The 16749-nt window shown below is 61.9% G+C and carries 16 protein-coding genes; 11 read left to right on the top strand and 5 right to left on the bottom strand.

Going from position 1 to position 16749, the window contains the following annotated elements; genetic code table 11:
* The first annotated feature begins 17 nt into the window (after positions 1–17).
* A complete protein-coding gene (locus CGK93_RS13070) occupies positions 18–1703 on the top strand; it encodes a ComEC/Rec2 family competence protein (protein ID WP_232481311.1) in 1686 nt (561 codons plus the stop codon).
* Complete coding sequence (gene holA / locus CGK93_RS13065) at positions 1616–2632, top strand: DNA polymerase III subunit delta (RefSeq protein WP_089595208.1); 1017 nt, start codon at positions 1616–1618, stop codon at positions 2630–2632. Before CGK93_RS13070 ends, holA begins: the two co-directional genes overlap by 88 nt.
* Positions 2633–2739: 107 nt before the next feature.
* Here the strand turns inward: holA and rpsT are convergent, their stop codons facing one another.
* Together rpsT and CGK93_RS13055 are read right to left on the bottom strand one after the other, a co-directional pair.
* On the bottom strand, positions 2740–3000 hold the full coding sequence (gene rpsT, locus CGK93_RS13060; RefSeq protein ID WP_024816801.1) for a 30S ribosomal protein S20: 261 nt from the start codon (positions 2998–3000) through the stop codon (positions 2740–2742).
* A 176-nt stretch (positions 3001–3176) separates the two neighbouring features.
* On the bottom strand, positions 3177–3704 hold the full coding sequence (locus tag CGK93_RS13055) for a type II toxin-antitoxin system PemK/MazF family toxin (RefSeq protein ID WP_089595207.1): 528 nt from the start codon (positions 3702–3704) through the stop codon (positions 3177–3179).
* A 160-nt stretch (positions 3705–3864) separates the two neighbouring features.
* Here CGK93_RS13055 and lepA point away from each other — a divergent pair, with 160 nt between their 5' ends.
* Both lepA and hemW read left to right on the top strand, forming a co-directional pair.
* Positions 3865–5718, top strand: a complete 1854-nt coding sequence (gene lepA / locus CGK93_RS13050) for a translation elongation factor 4 (protein ID WP_026005317.1) — start codon at positions 3865–3867, stop codon at positions 5716–5718.
* Positions 5719–6948 carry a radical SAM family heme chaperone HemW gene (gene hemW / locus CGK93_RS13045; RefSeq protein ID WP_089595206.1) on the top strand — a complete coding sequence of 410 codons (1230 nt, stop codon included), beginning with the start codon at positions 5719–5721 and terminating at the stop codon, positions 6946–6948.
* A gap of 32 nt (positions 6949–6980) precedes the next feature.
* Here hemW and CGK93_RS13040 read toward each other — a convergent pair whose 3' ends face one another.
* Entirely contained in the window at positions 6981–7394 is a 414-nt protein-coding gene (locus CGK93_RS13040; RefSeq protein ID WP_089595205.1) for a DUF4870 domain-containing protein, read from the bottom strand.
* 121 nt (positions 7395–7515) lie between these two features.
* A complete protein-coding gene (locus CGK93_RS13035) occupies positions 7516–8367 on the bottom strand; it encodes a DUF3097 domain-containing protein (protein WP_089595204.1) in 852 nt (283 codons plus the stop codon).
* Positions 8368–8544: 177 nt separating this feature from the next.
* On the opposite strand from CGK93_RS13035, the gene hrcA reads away from it, so the two are divergent.
* From hrcA to CGK93_RS13020, 3 genes are read left to right on the top strand one after another with little or no spacing between them, the layout of a single operon-like run.
* On the top strand, positions 8545–9552 hold the full coding sequence (gene hrcA / locus CGK93_RS13030; protein WP_089595203.1) for a heat-inducible transcriptional repressor HrcA: 1008 nt from the start codon (positions 8545–8547) through the stop codon (positions 9550–9552).
* A 50-nt stretch (positions 9553–9602) separates the two neighbouring features.
* Complete coding sequence (dnaJ, locus tag CGK93_RS13025; protein ID WP_089595202.1) at positions 9603–10730, top strand: molecular chaperone DnaJ; 1128 nt, start codon at positions 9603–9605, stop codon at positions 10728–10730.
* A gap of 2 nt (positions 10731–10732) precedes the next feature.
* Positions 10733–11497, top strand: a complete 765-nt coding sequence (locus CGK93_RS13020) for a 16S rRNA (uracil(1498)-N(3))-methyltransferase (RefSeq protein WP_089595201.1) — start codon at positions 10733–10735, stop codon at positions 11495–11497.
* 67 nt (positions 11498–11564) lie between these two features.
* On the opposite strand, the gene CGK93_RS13015 is transcribed toward CGK93_RS13020, so the two are convergent.
* Positions 11565–12437, bottom strand: coding sequence for a GerMN domain-containing protein (locus tag CGK93_RS13015; protein WP_089597435.1), 873 nt, complete (start codon positions 12435–12437; stop codon positions 11565–11567).
* A gap of 425 nt (positions 12438–12862) precedes the next feature.
* Between CGK93_RS13015 and CGK93_RS13010 the strand changes: the two genes are divergently transcribed.
* The 4 genes from CGK93_RS13010 to era are packed head-to-tail and all read left to right on the top strand — an operon-like array spanning position 12863 to position 16689.
* A complete protein-coding gene (locus CGK93_RS13010; protein WP_089595200.1) occupies positions 12863–13945 on the top strand; it encodes a PhoH family protein in 1083 nt (360 codons plus the stop codon).
* Positions 13942–14415: an rRNA maturation RNase YbeY gene (ybeY, locus tag CGK93_RS13005; protein ID WP_089595199.1), complete on the top strand. Its 474-nt coding sequence runs from the start codon at positions 13942–13944 to the stop codon at positions 14413–14415. Before CGK93_RS13010 ends, ybeY begins: the two co-directional genes overlap by 4 nt.
* Positions 14412–15743: a hemolysin family protein gene (locus CGK93_RS13000; protein WP_089595198.1), complete on the top strand. Its 1332-nt coding sequence runs from the start codon at positions 14412–14414 to the stop codon at positions 15741–15743. Before ybeY ends, CGK93_RS13000 begins: the two co-directional genes overlap by 4 nt.
* Entirely contained in the window at positions 15727–16689 is a 963-nt protein-coding gene (era, locus tag CGK93_RS12995; protein WP_089595197.1) for a GTPase Era, read from the top strand. Before CGK93_RS13000 ends, era begins: the two co-directional genes overlap by 17 nt.
* Positions 16690–16749: the final 60 nt, after the last annotated feature.

The raw sequence follows: 16749 nt of genomic DNA, 5'->3' as shown, positions 1-16749 counted from the left end.
CGGAGGCAGGAAAACGCTTGGACCTGAGGCTCGTGCCTGTGGTGGTGGTGACGTGGTCTGCAGCGCTGGCAGGTGGCTTCGTTGATGGGGTCTGGTCCGCTGTGTTGGCGGTCGCACTGGGCTTGTTTGGAGGAGTGTTCCTGGTCGTGGGGCATCGCCAAAGGCCTTCCGGAGTACGGCCCAGAACACTGTTCGCGACCCTCGCCCTTGCATGTGTTCTGGGGGCCGCTGTTGCGGTACATTGTGCTGTCATTGCGGGCAACCGTGAGAAGGGACCACTGGCCCCGGCGATGGCCGCCGATGAGGGGGTCGTCGTCCACCTACTCATTACGGGCAGCCCAGCGCTGTCGCCTGCGCCGGGGCATTCAAGTGACGGCCGATGGATGGTTGATGCGAGTCTGATCGATCTCACGGCCAAGGGAAGCGTGGTGCATGGAACTGCCGACATCGTTGTGACGGGCGGTGCTGCCTGGCAGAATGTGCGGGCGGGGCAGAGCGTCAGAACAACCGGAACGCTGAAGCAGGTGAGGGAGGGGCAACCAGAAGCGGCGCTTCTCAGCGCGTCCTCTGCTCCTGTCGTTACCGGCTCTGGGTTCGATATCCGACAAACAGCGGCCGATGTGCGGCAAAGGTTCGTCTCCGCTGCTGACTGGCTGCCACCGGACGCATCCGGGCTGCTCCCTGGAATGGTGACAGGCGATACCAGTGCGCTACCGGAAAGTCTGGAAACGGCCATGAAGACCACTGGAATGACTCACTTGACGGCAGTCTCGGGGGCCAATTGCAGCCTCATTCTGGGTGGCTTCATTTTGTTGGCACGGTGCTTCCGGTGGGCGCGCCCGGCAGCTGGGGCTTTTGCTGCGTGCGGCCTTTTGGCGTTTGTCATCATGGTGGGGCCGGATCCAAGCGTCTTGCGGGCCGCGGTCATGGGGACAGTGGGGCTGGCTGCCCTGACGGGTGGGCTGCGCGGACGGTCCTTGTCCTTCCTCTGCCTCGCCACAACCACCCTCCTGCTGTTGGACCCGGCCATGGCGGCCAACGTGGGGTTTCTCCTCTCGGTTCTGGCGACGCTCGGAATTGTGCTGCTTGCGGCGCGCATTGCGTCATGGATCCCTGCCTGGGTGCCACGGTGGTTGGCTGCCGGGGTTGCTGTGCCGTTGTCTGCGCAGCTGCTGTGTGGCCCGGTGATCGTGGCACTTCAGCCGCAGTTCTCATCGTTCGCGCTGATTGCCAATGTTGTGGCAGGTCCTTTGGTGGCTCCGGTGACTATTTTTGGGACGATCGCCGTGCCTCTGGCCACAGCTCTGCCCTGGCTCGCGGTGGTGCCCATCGCCGTTGCGGGGATCTGCGCTGGATTGGTGGCGGGAGTGGCAAGGTTTTTTGCCGGCTTACCAGGAGCTGCTCTGGCATGGGCCGAGGGGCCGGTTGGAATAGCGGCCATGGTGCTCTCCTCGGTGGTGACACTCTTGGCCGTCTGGATGGCGCTGCACCCGGCGAGTGTGAGGCGACACGTCATGGGACTTCACGGAGCTGTTGTGGTGCTCCTCGATCGCGGAGTGTCGCGCAGCCATGGCAGACTTGAATCCTGCAAAGAAACGTCCGGAAGGAACCACCTGTGGCTGCTGCCCAAAATACCCGGGCCAAGAGCGTCGCGGCGAACACCGTCAGTTGGCGGGATGCGGCACCGGCCGCCGTCGTCCTGATTATGGGACCGGAAGAATATCTCGGTATCCGGGCCATGGACGGCATCCGGACCCAGGTGCGAAGCACCACCCCGGACGTCGAGCTGAGCAGGCTTAACGCGGGCTCCTACGAGGCCGGATCCCTGGCGATGACCGTCACGCCGTCCCTCTTTGGTGAGGGCAAGCTCATCGAGGTCGAGGGCCTTGAAGCCATGAATGACGCTTTCCTGGCCGACGGCTTGGCCTACCTCCAGCATCCGGACCAAGACGTCGTCCTTGTCCTGCGTCATGCCGGGGGAGTTCGTGGCAAGAAGCTGCTCGATGCCGTGAAGTCCGCCGGCTGGCCCGTCATTGATTGCCAACCGTTGAAGAAGGACTCTGACAAGACCGCGTTCGTCGTCTCCGAATTCAGGGCGGGAGGGCGCCGCATTGAGGGAGAAGCCGTCCAGGCATTGGTGAACGCGGTGGGCGCGAACCTTTCCGAGCTTGCAGCAGCGTGCAACCAGCTGATTGCCGACGCCACTGCCGCTGTGACGGCGGAGACCGTTGAACGCTATTACGGCGGCCGGGTCGAAGCTTCGGCGTTCAAGGTGGCGGATGCTGCGATGGCTGGTAATGGGCCGGTGGCACTGTCCACCCTGAGGCACGCACTGGCCACCGGGGTGGACCCGGTTCCCCTGGTTGCTGCACTCGCGGCCAAACTGCGGACGTTGGCCAAAGTTGCGGGGGCCAACGGTTCTTCGGCCACCATTGCCAGGAATCTGGGAATGCAGCCGTGGCTTGTTGAGCAGGCGCAGCGGGATGTCCGGCGCTGGACTCCCGAGGGCCTGATCCGTTCCATCCAGGTCATCGCCGAAGCGGACGCGCAGGTGAAGGGCGAGTCACGGGACCCTGTTTACGCCGTGGAGCACGCGGTGACTGTGATTGCCATGTCAGCCAGTCGACGCTGAAGCCGGCATACGGCGGCATTGCTGCCGCTCATACTGCCACTTAAACCCAAAGGCCGGCACCCAAGGGGTGCCGGCCTTTTGATCAGCTCAGTCGAACTGGAAAAACCTTAGAGTGCGTTGACCTTCTTGGAGATCGCCGACTTGCGGTTTGCAGCGTTGTTCTTGTGAATAACGCCCTTGCTGACAGCCTTGTCCAGCTTACGGCTGGCAGCAACAAGTGCAGTTCCAGCAGCATCCTTGTCAGCAGACTCAACGGCGGTGCTGACGGCGCGGATGGCCGTCTTCAGCTCGGACTTAACTGCGTTGTTGCGCAGGCGAGCCTTCTCGTTGGTGAGGATGCGCTTCTTCTGGGACTTGATATTAGCCACGTATGAACTCTCTTTTTAATGCGGAAATGGTCTAGAGGGTTTTCAGGTTGGCCATCGACTGAGCGGCGTGGGGATGCCTATGGCAGCCAACCATGAGTGGCCGTCGACCTGCACGGACACACAGCTATAAAGGATAGCAGAAAGTCGGGGCTCATGCGGAACTGGCTCCAGTCCGGCTATTGCCGTGCTTGGAGGGCCCGGGCCACCTCCCGGAATTGCGGCTTTCCCAGAATGGCGCCTTCGCGCCGGATCGCTCCAGGATCGAGCCGGATAATGCGCCCAACGTTGATTTCGCTGGGCCTGCCGTGCCGATCCCAGGAGCCGGTTCCTATGTCAATGTAATCGTCCGCCCGCGCGCCGTTGTCATGGTCTTTGGATGTCAGCATGAGGCCCAAAAGCCACTCGCGGTCCCGACCCACCAAAAGTACGGGCCGGTCCTTGCCTTGTGTGTGGTCCTCTTCGTAGGGGACCCAGCTCCAGACAATCTCGCCGGGATCCGGCTGGCCATCAGGCTTGGGGGAATAGCTGACCTTGATCGACCCGCGGAAGTCGCCGGGGTAGGCGCCTGGCTGACGTACGACGTCGGACGGCCGGGTCGGTGTCCTGCGGGCACCTGCCGGGGTGGCTGCTTTGGTGCTGCTGCCACCGAGGGCTTTGAAGGATCGCAGGATGAGTTTGCCCAAAGGGCGCAAGTCGAAAGCCATGTGACAACGCTACAGCTGCGTGGAGCTGATGCCCGAGCAGGCAATGTACGGCGAAGCGCAGGTTCATGGGAGACTAGAGGATCAGATGCGCGGCGTGTTCCGGCTGGCCTATGCCCAGTTCCGGGAATTGCCGTGTGAGTGTCGACAGTAAGGATCCTGCGTGTCTCCCATGGCCCGCACCGCACCGGTGCCCGCCGCAACAGATCCGGCCATCATCCGGAACTTCTGCATCATTGCCCACATTGACCACGGTAAGTCCACCCTGGCCGACCGCATGCTGCAGTACACCGGCGTCGTTAAGCAACGCGACATGAAGGCCCAGTATCTGGACCGCATGGATATCGAACGTGAGCGCGGCATCACCATCAAGTCCCAGGCTGTTCGCATGCCGTGGGAACTCGATGGCAACAGCTACGCACTGAACATGATCGATACTCCCGGCCACGTCGACTTCACCTACGAGGTTTCCCGCTCGCTCGCCGCTTGTGAAGGCGCAGTGCTGCTGGTGGATGCAGCCCAAGGCATCGAGGCCCAAACCCTTGCCAATCTGTATCTGGCAATGGAGAACAACCTCACCATCATTCCTGTGCTGAACAAGATCGATCTTCCGGCTGCCCAGCCAGAGAAGTACGCGGCAGAGCTTGCCAACCTCATTGGCGGCGACCCCGACGACGTCCTCAAGGTCTCTGGTAAAACCGGCGTGGGTGTTGAGGCTCTGCTGGACAAAATTGTCCGCGACCTTCCTGCACCCGTTGGCGATCCCAATGCGCCGGCCCGCGCCATGATTTTCGACTCCGTCTATGACACGTACCGCGGCGTTGTTACCTACGTCCGCGTGGTGGACGGTATGCTCCACCCCCGCGAACGCATTCAGATGATGTCCACCAGGGCAACGCACGAGCTCCTGGAGATTGGTGTCAGCTCTCCGGAGCCCACGCCTTCCAAGGGCCTGGGCGTCGGTGAGGTGGGATACCTGATTACCGGCGTGAAGGACGTCCGGCAGTCGAAGGTTGGCGATACTGTCACCAATCTGGCCAAGCCTGCCTCGGAGTCGCTCAGCGGCTACGCCGACGCCAAGCCGATGGTCTTCTCCGGTCTCTACCCGCTGGACGGAACGGACTACCCCGTCCTCCGTGACGCCCTCGAAAAGCTGATGCTTAACGACGCCGCACTGGTTTACGAGCCCGAGACGTCCGCAGCACTGGGCTTCGGATTCCGCGTCGGGTTCCTCGGTTTGCTTCACCTCGAGATCACCCGTGAGCGCCTCGAGCGTGAGTACAACCTGGACCTGATCTCCACGGCTCCCAACGTTGAATACGAGGTGACACTGGAGGACAAGAAGGTCATCCACGTCACCAACCCCAGCGAGTACCCCACGGGCAAGATCTCCGAGGTCCGCGAGCCGATGGTTTCCGCCACCATTTTGGCTCCCAACGAGTTTGTTGGATCCATCATGGAACTCTGCCAGAGCCGCCGTGGCCAAATGCGCGGCATGGATTACCTCTCCGAGGACCGCGTGGAACTCCGCTACTGGATTCCGCTGGCCGAGATCGTGTTCGACTTCTTCGACCTCCTGAAGTCCAAAACCCGTGGCTACGCGTCGCTGGACTGGAAAGCCGACGGCGAACAGGTTGCAGACCTCGTCAAGGTGGACATCCTGCTGCAGGGTGAACAAGTGGATGCCTTCAGTGCCATCACCCACCGCGACAAGGCCTACGCCTACGGTGTCATGATGACCGGCAAGCTCCGTGAGCTCATCCCGAGGCAGCAGTTCGAGGTGCCCATCCAGGCAGCCATCGGATCGCGCATCATTGCCCGCGAGAGCATCCGGGCCATCCGCAAGGACGTTCTTGCCAAGTGCTACGGCGGTGACATCACCCGTAAGCGCAAACTGCTGGAAAAGCAGAAGGAAGGCAAGAAGCGCATGAAGATGGTGGGTCGCGTGGAGGTTCCCCAGGAAGCATTCATTGCAGCCCTGACCACCGACGAGTCCAAGGACAAGGCCAAGAAGTAGATGCCCAGCGTCCTACCTTTGGGCGATCCGGCGCCTGCGGACGGAGTACTTCCCCCGCAGGTGCTCGATGGCGTGGAGCACCGCGACTTCGGGCTCTACGTCCATATCCCGTTTTGCGCTGTTCGCTGCGGCTACTGTGACTTCAATACCTATACGGCCACCGAGCTTGGCGGCGGGGCCTCCCAGGATGCCTACGCCACAACTGCGGTGTCCGAACTCGACTTCGCGGCTCTGGCACTGGACGCCTCGGAACTGCCCCGGCGGCGCATGAGTACAGTCTTCTTTGGAGGCGGTACGCCCACACTCCTCCCCGCGGAAGACCTGGCACGAATCCTGCGTGCCGCCGTGGACCACTGGGGACTTGAGCCCGGCGCCGAGGTAACTACCGAAGCCAATCCCGATTCCGTGACCCCCGAGTCCCTGAAGGTGCTGGCTGACGCCGGATTCACCAGGGTTTCCTTCGGCATGCAATCCGCTGTCCCGCACGTTCTGAAGGTATTGGACCGCACCCATACCCCCAGTCGCGTGCCGCTCGTGGTCCAGTGGGCCCGTGAGGCCGGACTCGCGGTGAGCCTGGACCTGATTTACGGTACGCCGGGGGAGTCCATGGCGGACTGGCGGTTGTCCCTTGAGACAGCACTGTCTTACGAGCCTGATCACATCAGCGCCTACGCATTGATCGTGGAGGACGGCACCAAGCTGGCGGCCCAGATCCGCCGCGGCGAAGTGCCAGGAATTGACGACGACGATCATGCGGCCAAGTACGAATTGGCTGATTCGTTGATCTCCGCAGCTGGATTGAACTGGTATGAGGTCAGCAACTGGTCCCGGACACCCGATCAAGCGTGCCGGCACAATCTGGCCTACTGGCGCGGCGATGACTGGTGGGGCATCGGCCCCGGTGCGCACTCCCACGTAGGAGGTGTCCGGTGGTGGAACGTTAAGCACCCCACAGCGTACGCAGGACGGTTGGGTGCCGGAAGCTCCCCGGCGGCGGGCCGGGAAACCCTCGACGCCGAAACCCGGGAAGTCGAACGCATCATGCTGGAAGCACGGCTCGGTACAGGGCTTGAAGTGGATGCCTTGGACGCGGTTGGCCGCCATGCAATGGCAGGGTTGATCGCCGACGAGCTGGTCGATCCTGCGCAGGCGTTCAAAGGCCGATTGATCCTTACGCTGAAGGGCCGGCTGCTGGCTGACGCCGTAGTCCGGAGGATTCTCCCCGACTAACCCCCAGCCCGCTTGAAATGGCTGGGGGAGGGTTACTTGACCCAGCGAAGGTTGAGCTTATAGCGATGCGGCTGGCCGTGGTTGACGCGGATTCCGGCCGAAACGGAGAAGCATGTCAAGGCTACCCAGATGCCGGTGGCAATCACGGCAAAGATGTTGCCTACTACCGGCAACAGCACCAGGATGTTGGCCAGAACCGCAGCGATGGTGGGGGGCAGCGTGAAGTTCAACGCTTCCTTGGATTCCTGTGCCGTGAACGGTCCGCGGTCACGGAAGATCAAGTAGATCAGGAGTGATGGCAGGCATCCCAGAATGCCGCCAAAGTGTGCCAAGGTAGCCCACTGCCTGTCCTCGCCGGCGGTCAGTGGCAGCGCATTTGCAGGCGCGCCATGGTACTGGGGCTGGCCTGCGGCGCTGCCCGGTTCTTCAGGAGCGTTCTCTGCCACGGTGTGTTCCCTTTGCTGTAAAGATGGTGCGGTGTTGCTGTCCCAGAATACCGGCCCCGGCAGGCTTCCCGGGACAAACGCCACGATGACACGTCAGTTGCTGCTGCTTTGAGGGCAATGGTCAGGGAACTGTGAGGAAATCGATGACTTCCTCCACGCGGCCCAGCAGCGAGGCCTCGAGGTCGGCGTAGCTGCGAACCGCTCCAAGAAGCCGTTGCCAGCCCAGTCCTATATCCTCAGCGGTCTCGTGAGGCCACCCGAAGGCGGTGAGGATCCCGGTCTTCCAGTCGGTGCCGCGGGGTACGGACGGCCAGGCCTCAATTCCCAGGACTCTGGGCCTGATGGCCTGCCAGACATCGATGTAGGGGTGGCCGACGATCAGGACGTTTCCCGCGGCTCCAGGCACAGTCATGGCGTCAGCTGCGATGCGGGACTCTTTGGAGCCGGCCACAAGGTGGTCCACCAGGATGCCGAGGCGTCGGCCGGGTCCGGGGTTAAAGGCGGAGATTGCCGACTTGAGGTCATCAACTCCGTGCAGTGGCTCCACCACAATGCCCTCGACGCGGAGATCGTCGCCCCACACTTTCTCGACGAGTTCGGCGTCGTGTTTTCCTTCAACCCAAATGCGGCTGGCTTTGGCCACCTGGGCCCGTTGTCCTTCAACCTTCACCGAACCCGATGCCGTGCGCCCGGCCTGAACGGCCGGCGTCGATTGTCGCGGGGCCGGGGGCATCAAGCGGATGGGCTGCCCCTCGAGCAGGAAGCCAAATCCGAGTTGGAACGACTTCGTCTTCCCCCGCCTGTCCTCAAGGGAGACGATGTGCATGCCGCCGGTTTTCTCGACCCGGGTGACTTCGCCCACCCAGCCTGATTGGACATCTTCGAGGACCATCCCGCGTTGTACAGCTACCTCCGGCAGTTGCCGTTTGGCAGGAGCTGACAGATCCTGCGGACCCCACGTGTCGAAAGCCAAGGAGTTCCTACCTTTTGTGCTGGGTTGAATTGAGCACTGTTGATTCGTGCTGGGTTGGGAAGGGAAAGTTCAATGCTAGCAACGGGTTGGCTCATACTAGACTGGTTAGCACTTGGGCATGTTGAGTGCTAAGCGGACCGGTCCCAGAGACCACGGCAGTCGTCAGGAGGTGGAGCAATGAGTGAGCCACGCAAGTTGGAAGTGCTGCGTGCCATCGTTGAAGATTACGTGCATTCACGGGAGCCTGTCGGATCGAAGGCCCTTGTTGAACGGCACCATCTTGGTGTTTCAAGCGCCACCATCCGTAACGACATGGCCGTTCTGGAAGAAGAAGGCCTCATAGCAGCGCCCCACACCAGTGCCGGTCGCATTCCCACCGACAAGGGCTACCGCCTGTTCGTCGATCGCATCTCCCAGGTCAAGCCCCTTTCGGCCGCCGAGCGGAGGGCCATCCACTCGCTGCTTGAAGGCCCTGATGACGTCGACGACATCCTGGAGCGCACCGTCAGGCTCCTGTCGCAACTGACCAACCAGGTCGCCGTCGTGCAGTATCCACACTCGAACCGCGCCCTGGTACGGCACGTTGAGTTCGTCCTGCTGGCCCCACAACAGGTGTTGGTGGTCCTCATTGCCGATACCGGCAGCGTCAGCCAGAAGGTCATCGACGCTGGTTCGGACGTGGGCGACGACGCTTTGATGCGATTGAGATCCCGCTTCCTGGGCAGCATCGCGGGGACGCAGCTGGCCCTGTTGCCGCAGGTGCTTCCGTCGGTGATTGCCCTGTGTCCGCCGGAGCTTCGGGGACTGGCTCAAACGCTGGCCAACGGACTGCAGGCCTTGAGCGACAACAGCCGCGAAGAACGCATCCTGATGGCCGGTACGGCCAACCTCGCCAGGTCCAACGTGGACTTCCCCTTGAGTATCGGTCCGGTGCTGGAAGCCCTTGAGGAACAAGTTGTCATGCTTCGGTTGTTGTCAGACATGGGGGATGACCCCCGCGGCGTCACCGTGAGTATCGGCCGGGAGAATCCGTACGACGGTTTGGCCGAGGCTTCCGTGGTGGCCACCGGATACGGCTCCGGCGCCAAGGTGGGGATCCTGGGCCCAACCCGCATGGATTATCCGACGACCATGGCCGCAGTCCGGGCCGTGGCCCGTTACCTTTCACGCATTCTCGGCGGCTGAACGCCGTCCCGAAGAAACATCCGCAGTACAACAAGGAAGAGATACCGACTTTGAGCAGCCACTATGACGTTTTGGGAGTCTCGCCGGAAGCCACCGGGGAAGAGATCAAAAAGGCGTACCGCAAGTTGGCGCGGAAACTCCACCCGGACGTAAACCCAGGTGAGGATGTCGCGGAGCAGTTTAAGGCCGTGACCCATGCTTATGAGGTGCTGTCCGATGCCCAGAAGCGCCGCGTCTACGATGCCACCGGCAACGAGAATGGAACGGACAACGGGTTCGGCGGCGGATATTCCGGCCAGGGCTTCGCGTTCCAGGACATCTTCGACACCTTCTTTGGTGGCGGCGGCGGTCACGGCGGGCCGGCCTCCCGTGTCCGACGCGGCCAGGACGCACTCATCAGTGTCCGCATTGACCTGAAGGACGCCGTTTTCGGCGTCAACAAAAAGCTCGAAGTGGACACGGCCGTGACCTGCCCCACCTGTGACGGCAGCTGCTGCCGCCCGGGCACCCACCCCGAACGTTGTGACATCTGTGGCGGCAGCGGCCAGGTCCAGCGCGCTGTCCGGTCCATCCTTGGCCAGGTCATGACCGCAGCCCCTTGCGGTTCCTGTGAGGGCTTCGGCACGGTCATCAAGGACCCTTGCAATGAGTGCAACGGCCAAGGCCGCATCCGCAGCCGCCGGTCCCTGACCATCAAGGTTCCTGCCGGTGTTGCCACCGGTACGCGCATCCAGTTGTCCGGCCAAGGTGAAGCAGGACCCGCAGGCGGCCCGTCGGGCGACCTCTACGTGGAGATCCGCGTCAACAACGATTCCATGTTCATGCGCGAAGGCGACGACCTCCACGCCACCCTCAGCGTGCCCATGACGGCCGCGGCGCTGGGTACGGAGCTGCAGTTGGATACTTTCGACGGCGCACAGGACATTGATGTGAAGGCCGGAACCCAGTCAGGCGAGATCATCACCCTTCGGGGCCTGGGCGTCACGCACCTGCGTGGTTATGGCCGTGGCGACCTCAAGGTACACCTCCACGTTGAAACGCCGAGCAAGCTGGATCCTGCGCAGGAAGAATTGCTGCAGCAGCTCGCCAAGCTTCGCGGGGAGCAGTTCACCGAAGGAAAGCTCGTGGCCAGCGGCGGAATGTTCGCAAAGCTTCGGGACAAGCTCGGTAACCTGTAGCGGTGAGCAACCCCGTTTTCTTCACCTCGGCCGGCAGCCTTGGCGACGTCATCCCCGGCGGCACGTTCGTGCTGGAAGGTCCAGAGGCACGGCACGCGGTTACGGTCAAGCGACTTGGGGCGGGAGAGCCCGTTGACATAGCCGATGGTGCCGGCGCGCGGTTGACTGGCACGGTCGCCGAGGCCGGGCCCGCCGGCCTCACGGTCACTGCCTCCGACGTGGTCTTTGAAGAGCAGCCGGACGTCCGGCTGGTGCTGGTCCAGGCCCTCGCCAAGGGCGACCGTGACGAACTTGCCATCGAAACGGCCACGGAACTCGGAATTGATGCTGTGCTTCCGTGGCAGTCAGAGCGTTCCATTGTTCGGTGGAAAGGCGATCGCGCAGCAAAGGCCCATGCGAAGTGGGAGTCAGTGGTTACCGCTGCCGCCAAGCAGGCCCGGCGGGCATGGATCCCTGAAGTGCGCACCATGGTGGACACCGGGTCCCTGGCGAACGCCGTTGCCCAGGCTGACCTTGCCATCATCCTGCATGAAGACGCGAAGAATCCCTTGCGGACCGTCCTTGAAGAGATGGCGGCAACCAATGCCACCGCACCCTGCGAGGTACTGCTGATTGTGGGGCCCGAGGGCGGGATCTCGCCCCGCGAAGTGACGCGGCTCAGTGACGCCGGCGCCGTGACGGCACTCTTGGGGCATCATGTCTTGAGGTCCTCGACGGCGGGACCGGCCGCCGTCGTTCTTGCGAGCGACATCCTGGGCCGCTGGTAGCCGGGTAGCCTGGCAGCCAGCGGCCTTGGGCCGCGTCCGGCCCGGGCAGTTACCCGACCCTGAACAGTTATCCGACCCTGAACAGCCGCGTGTCGGTGCTCGTCGCGATGGTGTTTCCGGCGCTGTCTACCTGGGAGACACGCACCTCGTACTGGCCGGCCTTCAATGTCGCGCCAAAAGTGAACAACCCATACTGCCCGGGTTCGCCGGTGGCTTGCGTTTGGCCCGTGAGAAGGCTGGTCTTTTCGCCCTTGCCGTTGTCCTGCAGTACCTGCCAGGCAATGGGCTTGGAGCTGTCAGTGCTCCGCCCGTTGAACTTGACCAGTCCCGTGGGCAGGGTGGTCTCTTCCTGCGGATCGATGATCCAGAGCGGGGCAACCAAGGAGGCGTCGCGCGTCATCGGCTCACCCAGCTGCACTTGCCCGAACGCCATGTAGTCCTTGTGGCCATCAACCAGGATGACCACTTGGATCTGCTGGCCTGAATTAATGAGCCCTGAAGACGAGGCGGCGGCCGTCGCCGTGTAGACGAGTTGCTGCACTGCCCGTTGCGCCATGCCGGCGTCCAGGTTCGAGTTGAAAGCATCGCGGGAAATATCGACTGTAATGACGTTTTTGCCCGAAATGGACGTGGCCAGGTTGGCGGGTTCCTGCCAGGGCGTGAAGAAGTCATGATCCAACGGTTTTTCCGCCATCATGATTTTCAGTGCGGTGGTCACAGGATTTCCGTCGCCGGAGATGTCCCTGAATTCGCGGTAGAGGTAGACCTCTTCCTTGCTCCGCCCAATCCAGTAGACCGGGATCTTGGTGGAGGCCTGGGTGGTTTCCAGCGGGGCGTTGCTGGCCGGGGCTTCCTGGACGGTCAGCGGCGGCGGGGTGGAGGTGACCTGGGTGCCGCCGCCGTTGGCGATGCAACCGGTCAGGAGGAGGACAGCGAGCATCGCCGGCACGGCAACAGCGGACGTGGTCCGCTTGTTCGTGCCATGTACGTTGCTGGCTGTTTTCCTGATGGGTTTCCTGTCCTGCCCTGCATGGTTTGGCAGCCATTTGTCGGCTGGGGTGCGGGGTTGTGTTTTCACCCGCTATGCCAGCTTGGCACATCGTCGACGGCGGTCGGCCGGGTTTCCGGGGGAGCGCGCCAACTGAAACATGATTGATACCGGCTTGATGCCGAGTTGAGACAAAATGTCCGCACCAGCCCCGGGGAGCCGAATGAGGCTGCCGCGGGAGGGTCATCACGGGCCGGGCTGGCGTAGGATTGGAGACATTCCGGCATCAACGCGGGCAGTGAAAGCCCGCAGTGAATGTCGAATCGATGGCGTTATTGCAGACCAACCGGAGGAGAAAAGGCCTGAGGGCCAGCACTATGAGTGAATCTTTGAACGGGCGGCTCAGGACCGGAAACGGCAACCAGCCGCCCAACGAGTTCCCGCACACTTTACCGGGCACGCGCACGGAAGTTGTCACCTTTGACAATTCCGACCAGATGGTTCACTCGCTGGGCAGCCATGACGAAGCCCTGAGGTACATCGAGGAACAGTTCCAGGATGTCAGCTTCCATGTCCGCGGCAACGAGCTCTCCATGACCGGCCCCTCCACAGTCATTCCCCGCGTCATGCGCCTCCTTGAGGAAGTCCGTGGGCTGGTGGCGAAAGGGACTGTGGTGAGCCCGGACATCCTTCAGCAGTTGGTGTCCCTGTTGAGGGCCCAGTCGGTGCAGAACCCGGCTGATGTGCTGACCCACAACATCCTTTCAAGCCGCGGCAAGACCATCCGTCCAAAGACACTGAACCAAAAGAACTACGTGGATGCCATCGACGCAAACACGGTGATTTTCGGTATCGGACCAGCTGGCACGGGCAAGACATACCTGGCTATGGCCAAGGCCGTGCAGGCGCTGCAGATGAAGGAAGTCAGCAGGATTATCCTGACGCGGCCTGCTGTGGAAGCGGGGGAGCGGCTGGGATTCCTGCCCGGTACATTGAGCGACAAGATCGATCCGTACCTTCGCCCGCTGTATGACGCCCTCCACGACATGATGGATCCGGAATCCATCCCACGGCTGATGGCTGCAGGCACCATCGAGGTGGCACCGTTGGCGTACATGCGCGGACGAACGCTCAATGACGCCTTCATCATTCTTGATGAAGCGCAGAACACCACACCGGAACAGATGAAGATGTTCCTGACCCGCCTCGGCTTCGGTTCGAAAATGGTGGTCACCGGCGACGTCACCCAGATCGACCTTCCGCTGGGCGCGACGTCCGGCCTTCGGATCGTCCGGGAGATCCTGACGGGCATAAACGACGTCAATTTCTCCATTCTTGAGGCGGCCGACGTAGTTCGGCATCGCCTGGTGGCCGACATCGTGTCCGCCTACAGCACCTGGGATGACGCGCACCGCAACGACGCGTCAGGCACACATTACAAACGTGGAGAACGTCAATGAGCATTGAAGTCAACAACGAGTCCGGCGTGGCGGTGGACGAAGCCCAGCTGGTGACGTTGTCCCGCTTCATCTTCGAACGGCTCTACATCCATCCGCAGGCGGAGCTTTCCATTCTCCTGGTGGATGAACCCGCCATGGAGAAGCTCCACATCGAACTGATGGATGAGCCCGGGGCCACTGACGTCCTGTCTGTGCCCATGGACGAACTCACTCCAGGCACCCCGGATAAGCCCACTCCGCAGGGAATGCTGGGCGACATCGCCATTTGTCCCCAGGTGGCCGAAGTGCAGGCCCGCAACGCAGGTCACCCCACCCAGGATGAGATGCTGCTCCTGACTACCCATGGCATCCTCCACCTTCTGGGATTCGACCACGCCGAACCCGAGGAAAAAGAAGAGATGTTCGGTTTGCAGCGCGAACTGCTGTCTGAATTCCTGGGCAAGGATGCCCCCATGGAGACCATGCAGTGACCTGGATCATCCTGGTCGGCATGGCGCTGGTTTTCCTCAGCTTTGTCGCCTTATTGACGGCTGCTGAGGCGGCGTTCAATTTCCTGCCCCGCCATGAAGCCGAACAATCAATTGTCCGCAGCAAGGGCAAGGCCCTGAGCGGGATCCTCAAAGCTCCTATTGCCCACATGCGCGCCCTGCGTTTCTGGCGTGTGTGGTTCGAGATGGCCGCTGCAGTAGCTGTGGCGGTAGTGCTGCACAGTTTGCTCGACAATGTCTGGCTTGCCGGGCTTGCTGCTACCGGCATCATGGCCGTCATCGGATTCGTGCTGGTGGGAGTGTCGCCGAGGCAGCTGGGGAGGGCGCACTCCGGCCCCGTTGTTCGCTTCACGGCGCCGCTGATCCGCTTCCTCTGCTGGGTTCTCGGACCCATTCCCGGGTGGCTCGTGGCCCTGGGCCAAGCAGTGGCTCCTGGCGCCCCCAGCGGTGATGACGCATTTGTCAGCGAAGAAGAGTTCCGCGAATTCGTGGACCGCGCCGCCGAATCGGACATGATCGAGGACAATGAGGCTGAACTCATCCATTCGGTCTTCGACTTCGGCGACACGTTGGTCCGTTCGGTCATGGTTCCCCGCACGGACATTGTCAGCATCGGTACCGGATCGGACCTCGAGACGGCCATGGGCCTCTTCCTGCGGTCGGGCTATTCCAGGATTCCGGTCATCGGTGAGAATACCGATCAGATTCGTGGAATCCTCTATTTGAAGGACGTCGCCGCGGCCATGCATCGAGGCGAACCCGGACTGCAGGCACACGACGTTGACTCCCTCGCCCGGGACGTCCGCTACGTTCCTGAGTCCAAGCTCGTGAGTGACCTTCTCAGGGAACTGCAGCAGGAATCCACCCACGTGGCGATCGTGATCGATGAGTACGGCGGTACCGCCGGACTGGTGACCCTTGAGGACCTCATCGAGGAAATCGTGGGCGAAATCGTGGATGAATACGATGCCGCCGCAGAAGAAGCAGTGGACCTCGGCGACGGAACGTTCCGGGTCAGCGCCCGTATGAGCATCGACGACCTCGGTGAACTGTTCGACATTGACCTCGACGACGACGAGGTGGACACCGTAGGCGGCCTCCTCGCCAAGGCACTGGGGCAGGTCCCGATTGTCGGCAGTTCAGTTGATGTGGATGGAATATCACTCAGGGCGGATAGGCTTGAGGGTCGCCGAAACAGGGTCAGCCACATCATTGCGGCAGCCATGCCAAAGGAAGACACTGACTTTGAAGACCTACTCGATGACGCCGACTCAACGCAACAGGGAGTTCCACGTGAGCAAGCAAAATAAGAAATTCGATGCCGATAATGACTTCGGTGGCTTCCACGCAGGCTTCTCTGTGCTGGTGGGCCGGCCCAATGCAGGAAAATCGACACTGACCAACGCCTTGGTTGGCCAGAAGGTGGCCATCACCTCGGCCAAGCCGCAGACCACGCGGCACACCATCCGTGGCATTGTCCACCGCGAGGATGCGCAGCTGATCCTGGTGGATACCCCTGGTCTGCACAGGCCGCGCACGCTGCTGGGTAAGCGGCTCAATGATCTTGTGGCAGATACCTTGTCTGAAGTGGACGCCATTGGATTCTGCTTACCCGCGAATGAGAAGATCGGCCCCGGCGACAAATACATCGCAGCTCAACTGGCGGCCGTGGGCAGGAAGCCGATCGTTGCCCTCGTGACCAAAACCGACCTTGTAGACCGCCAGGCTTTGACCGAACAATTGCTCGCTGTCGCTGCTTTGGGACGCGACGTCCTGGGCGAGCAAGGCTGGGCCGACATCGTCCCCGTTTCAGCGGCCGACGGCTTCCAGGTCTCCACTGTCGCGGACGTATTGATCAGCCACATGCCGTCATCGCCCCCGCTGTACCCCGACGGTGAACTGACGGACGAACCCGAGGCAGTCATGATTGCGGAACTTATTCGGGAGGCTGCCCTGGAAGGTGTCCGCGACGAACTTCCCCACTCGCTGGCCGTGGTGGTGGAGGAAATCGTTCCCCGTGAAGGTCGAACCGAGGACAACCCTCTCCTTGACGTTCGGGTCAACCTCTATGTCGAGCGACCCTCACAGAAGGCCATCATCATCGGCAAGGGTGGAAGCCGGCTGCGTGAAGTCGGTACCAACGCACGGAAAGGCATCGAGACCCTTCTGGGCACCAGAATCTATCTGGATCTGCATGTCAAGGTGGCCAAGGACTGGCAGCGGGATCCCAAGCAACTGGTCAAACTCGGGTTCTAGCGGCCAAGACACGTCCCGGCATCGTAGAGGCGCGATAAGGAACTTCCCAGACTCGGCAAC

This window comes from Arthrobacter sp. YN (genome assembly GCF_002224285.1).
In the GTDB taxonomy this organism is placed as follows: Bacteria; Actinomycetota; Actinomycetes; order Actinomycetales; family Micrococcaceae; genus Arthrobacter.
The sequence above is the reverse complement of the archived record's forward strand: the minus strand, read 5'-3'. Positions and strand labels throughout refer to the sequence as shown.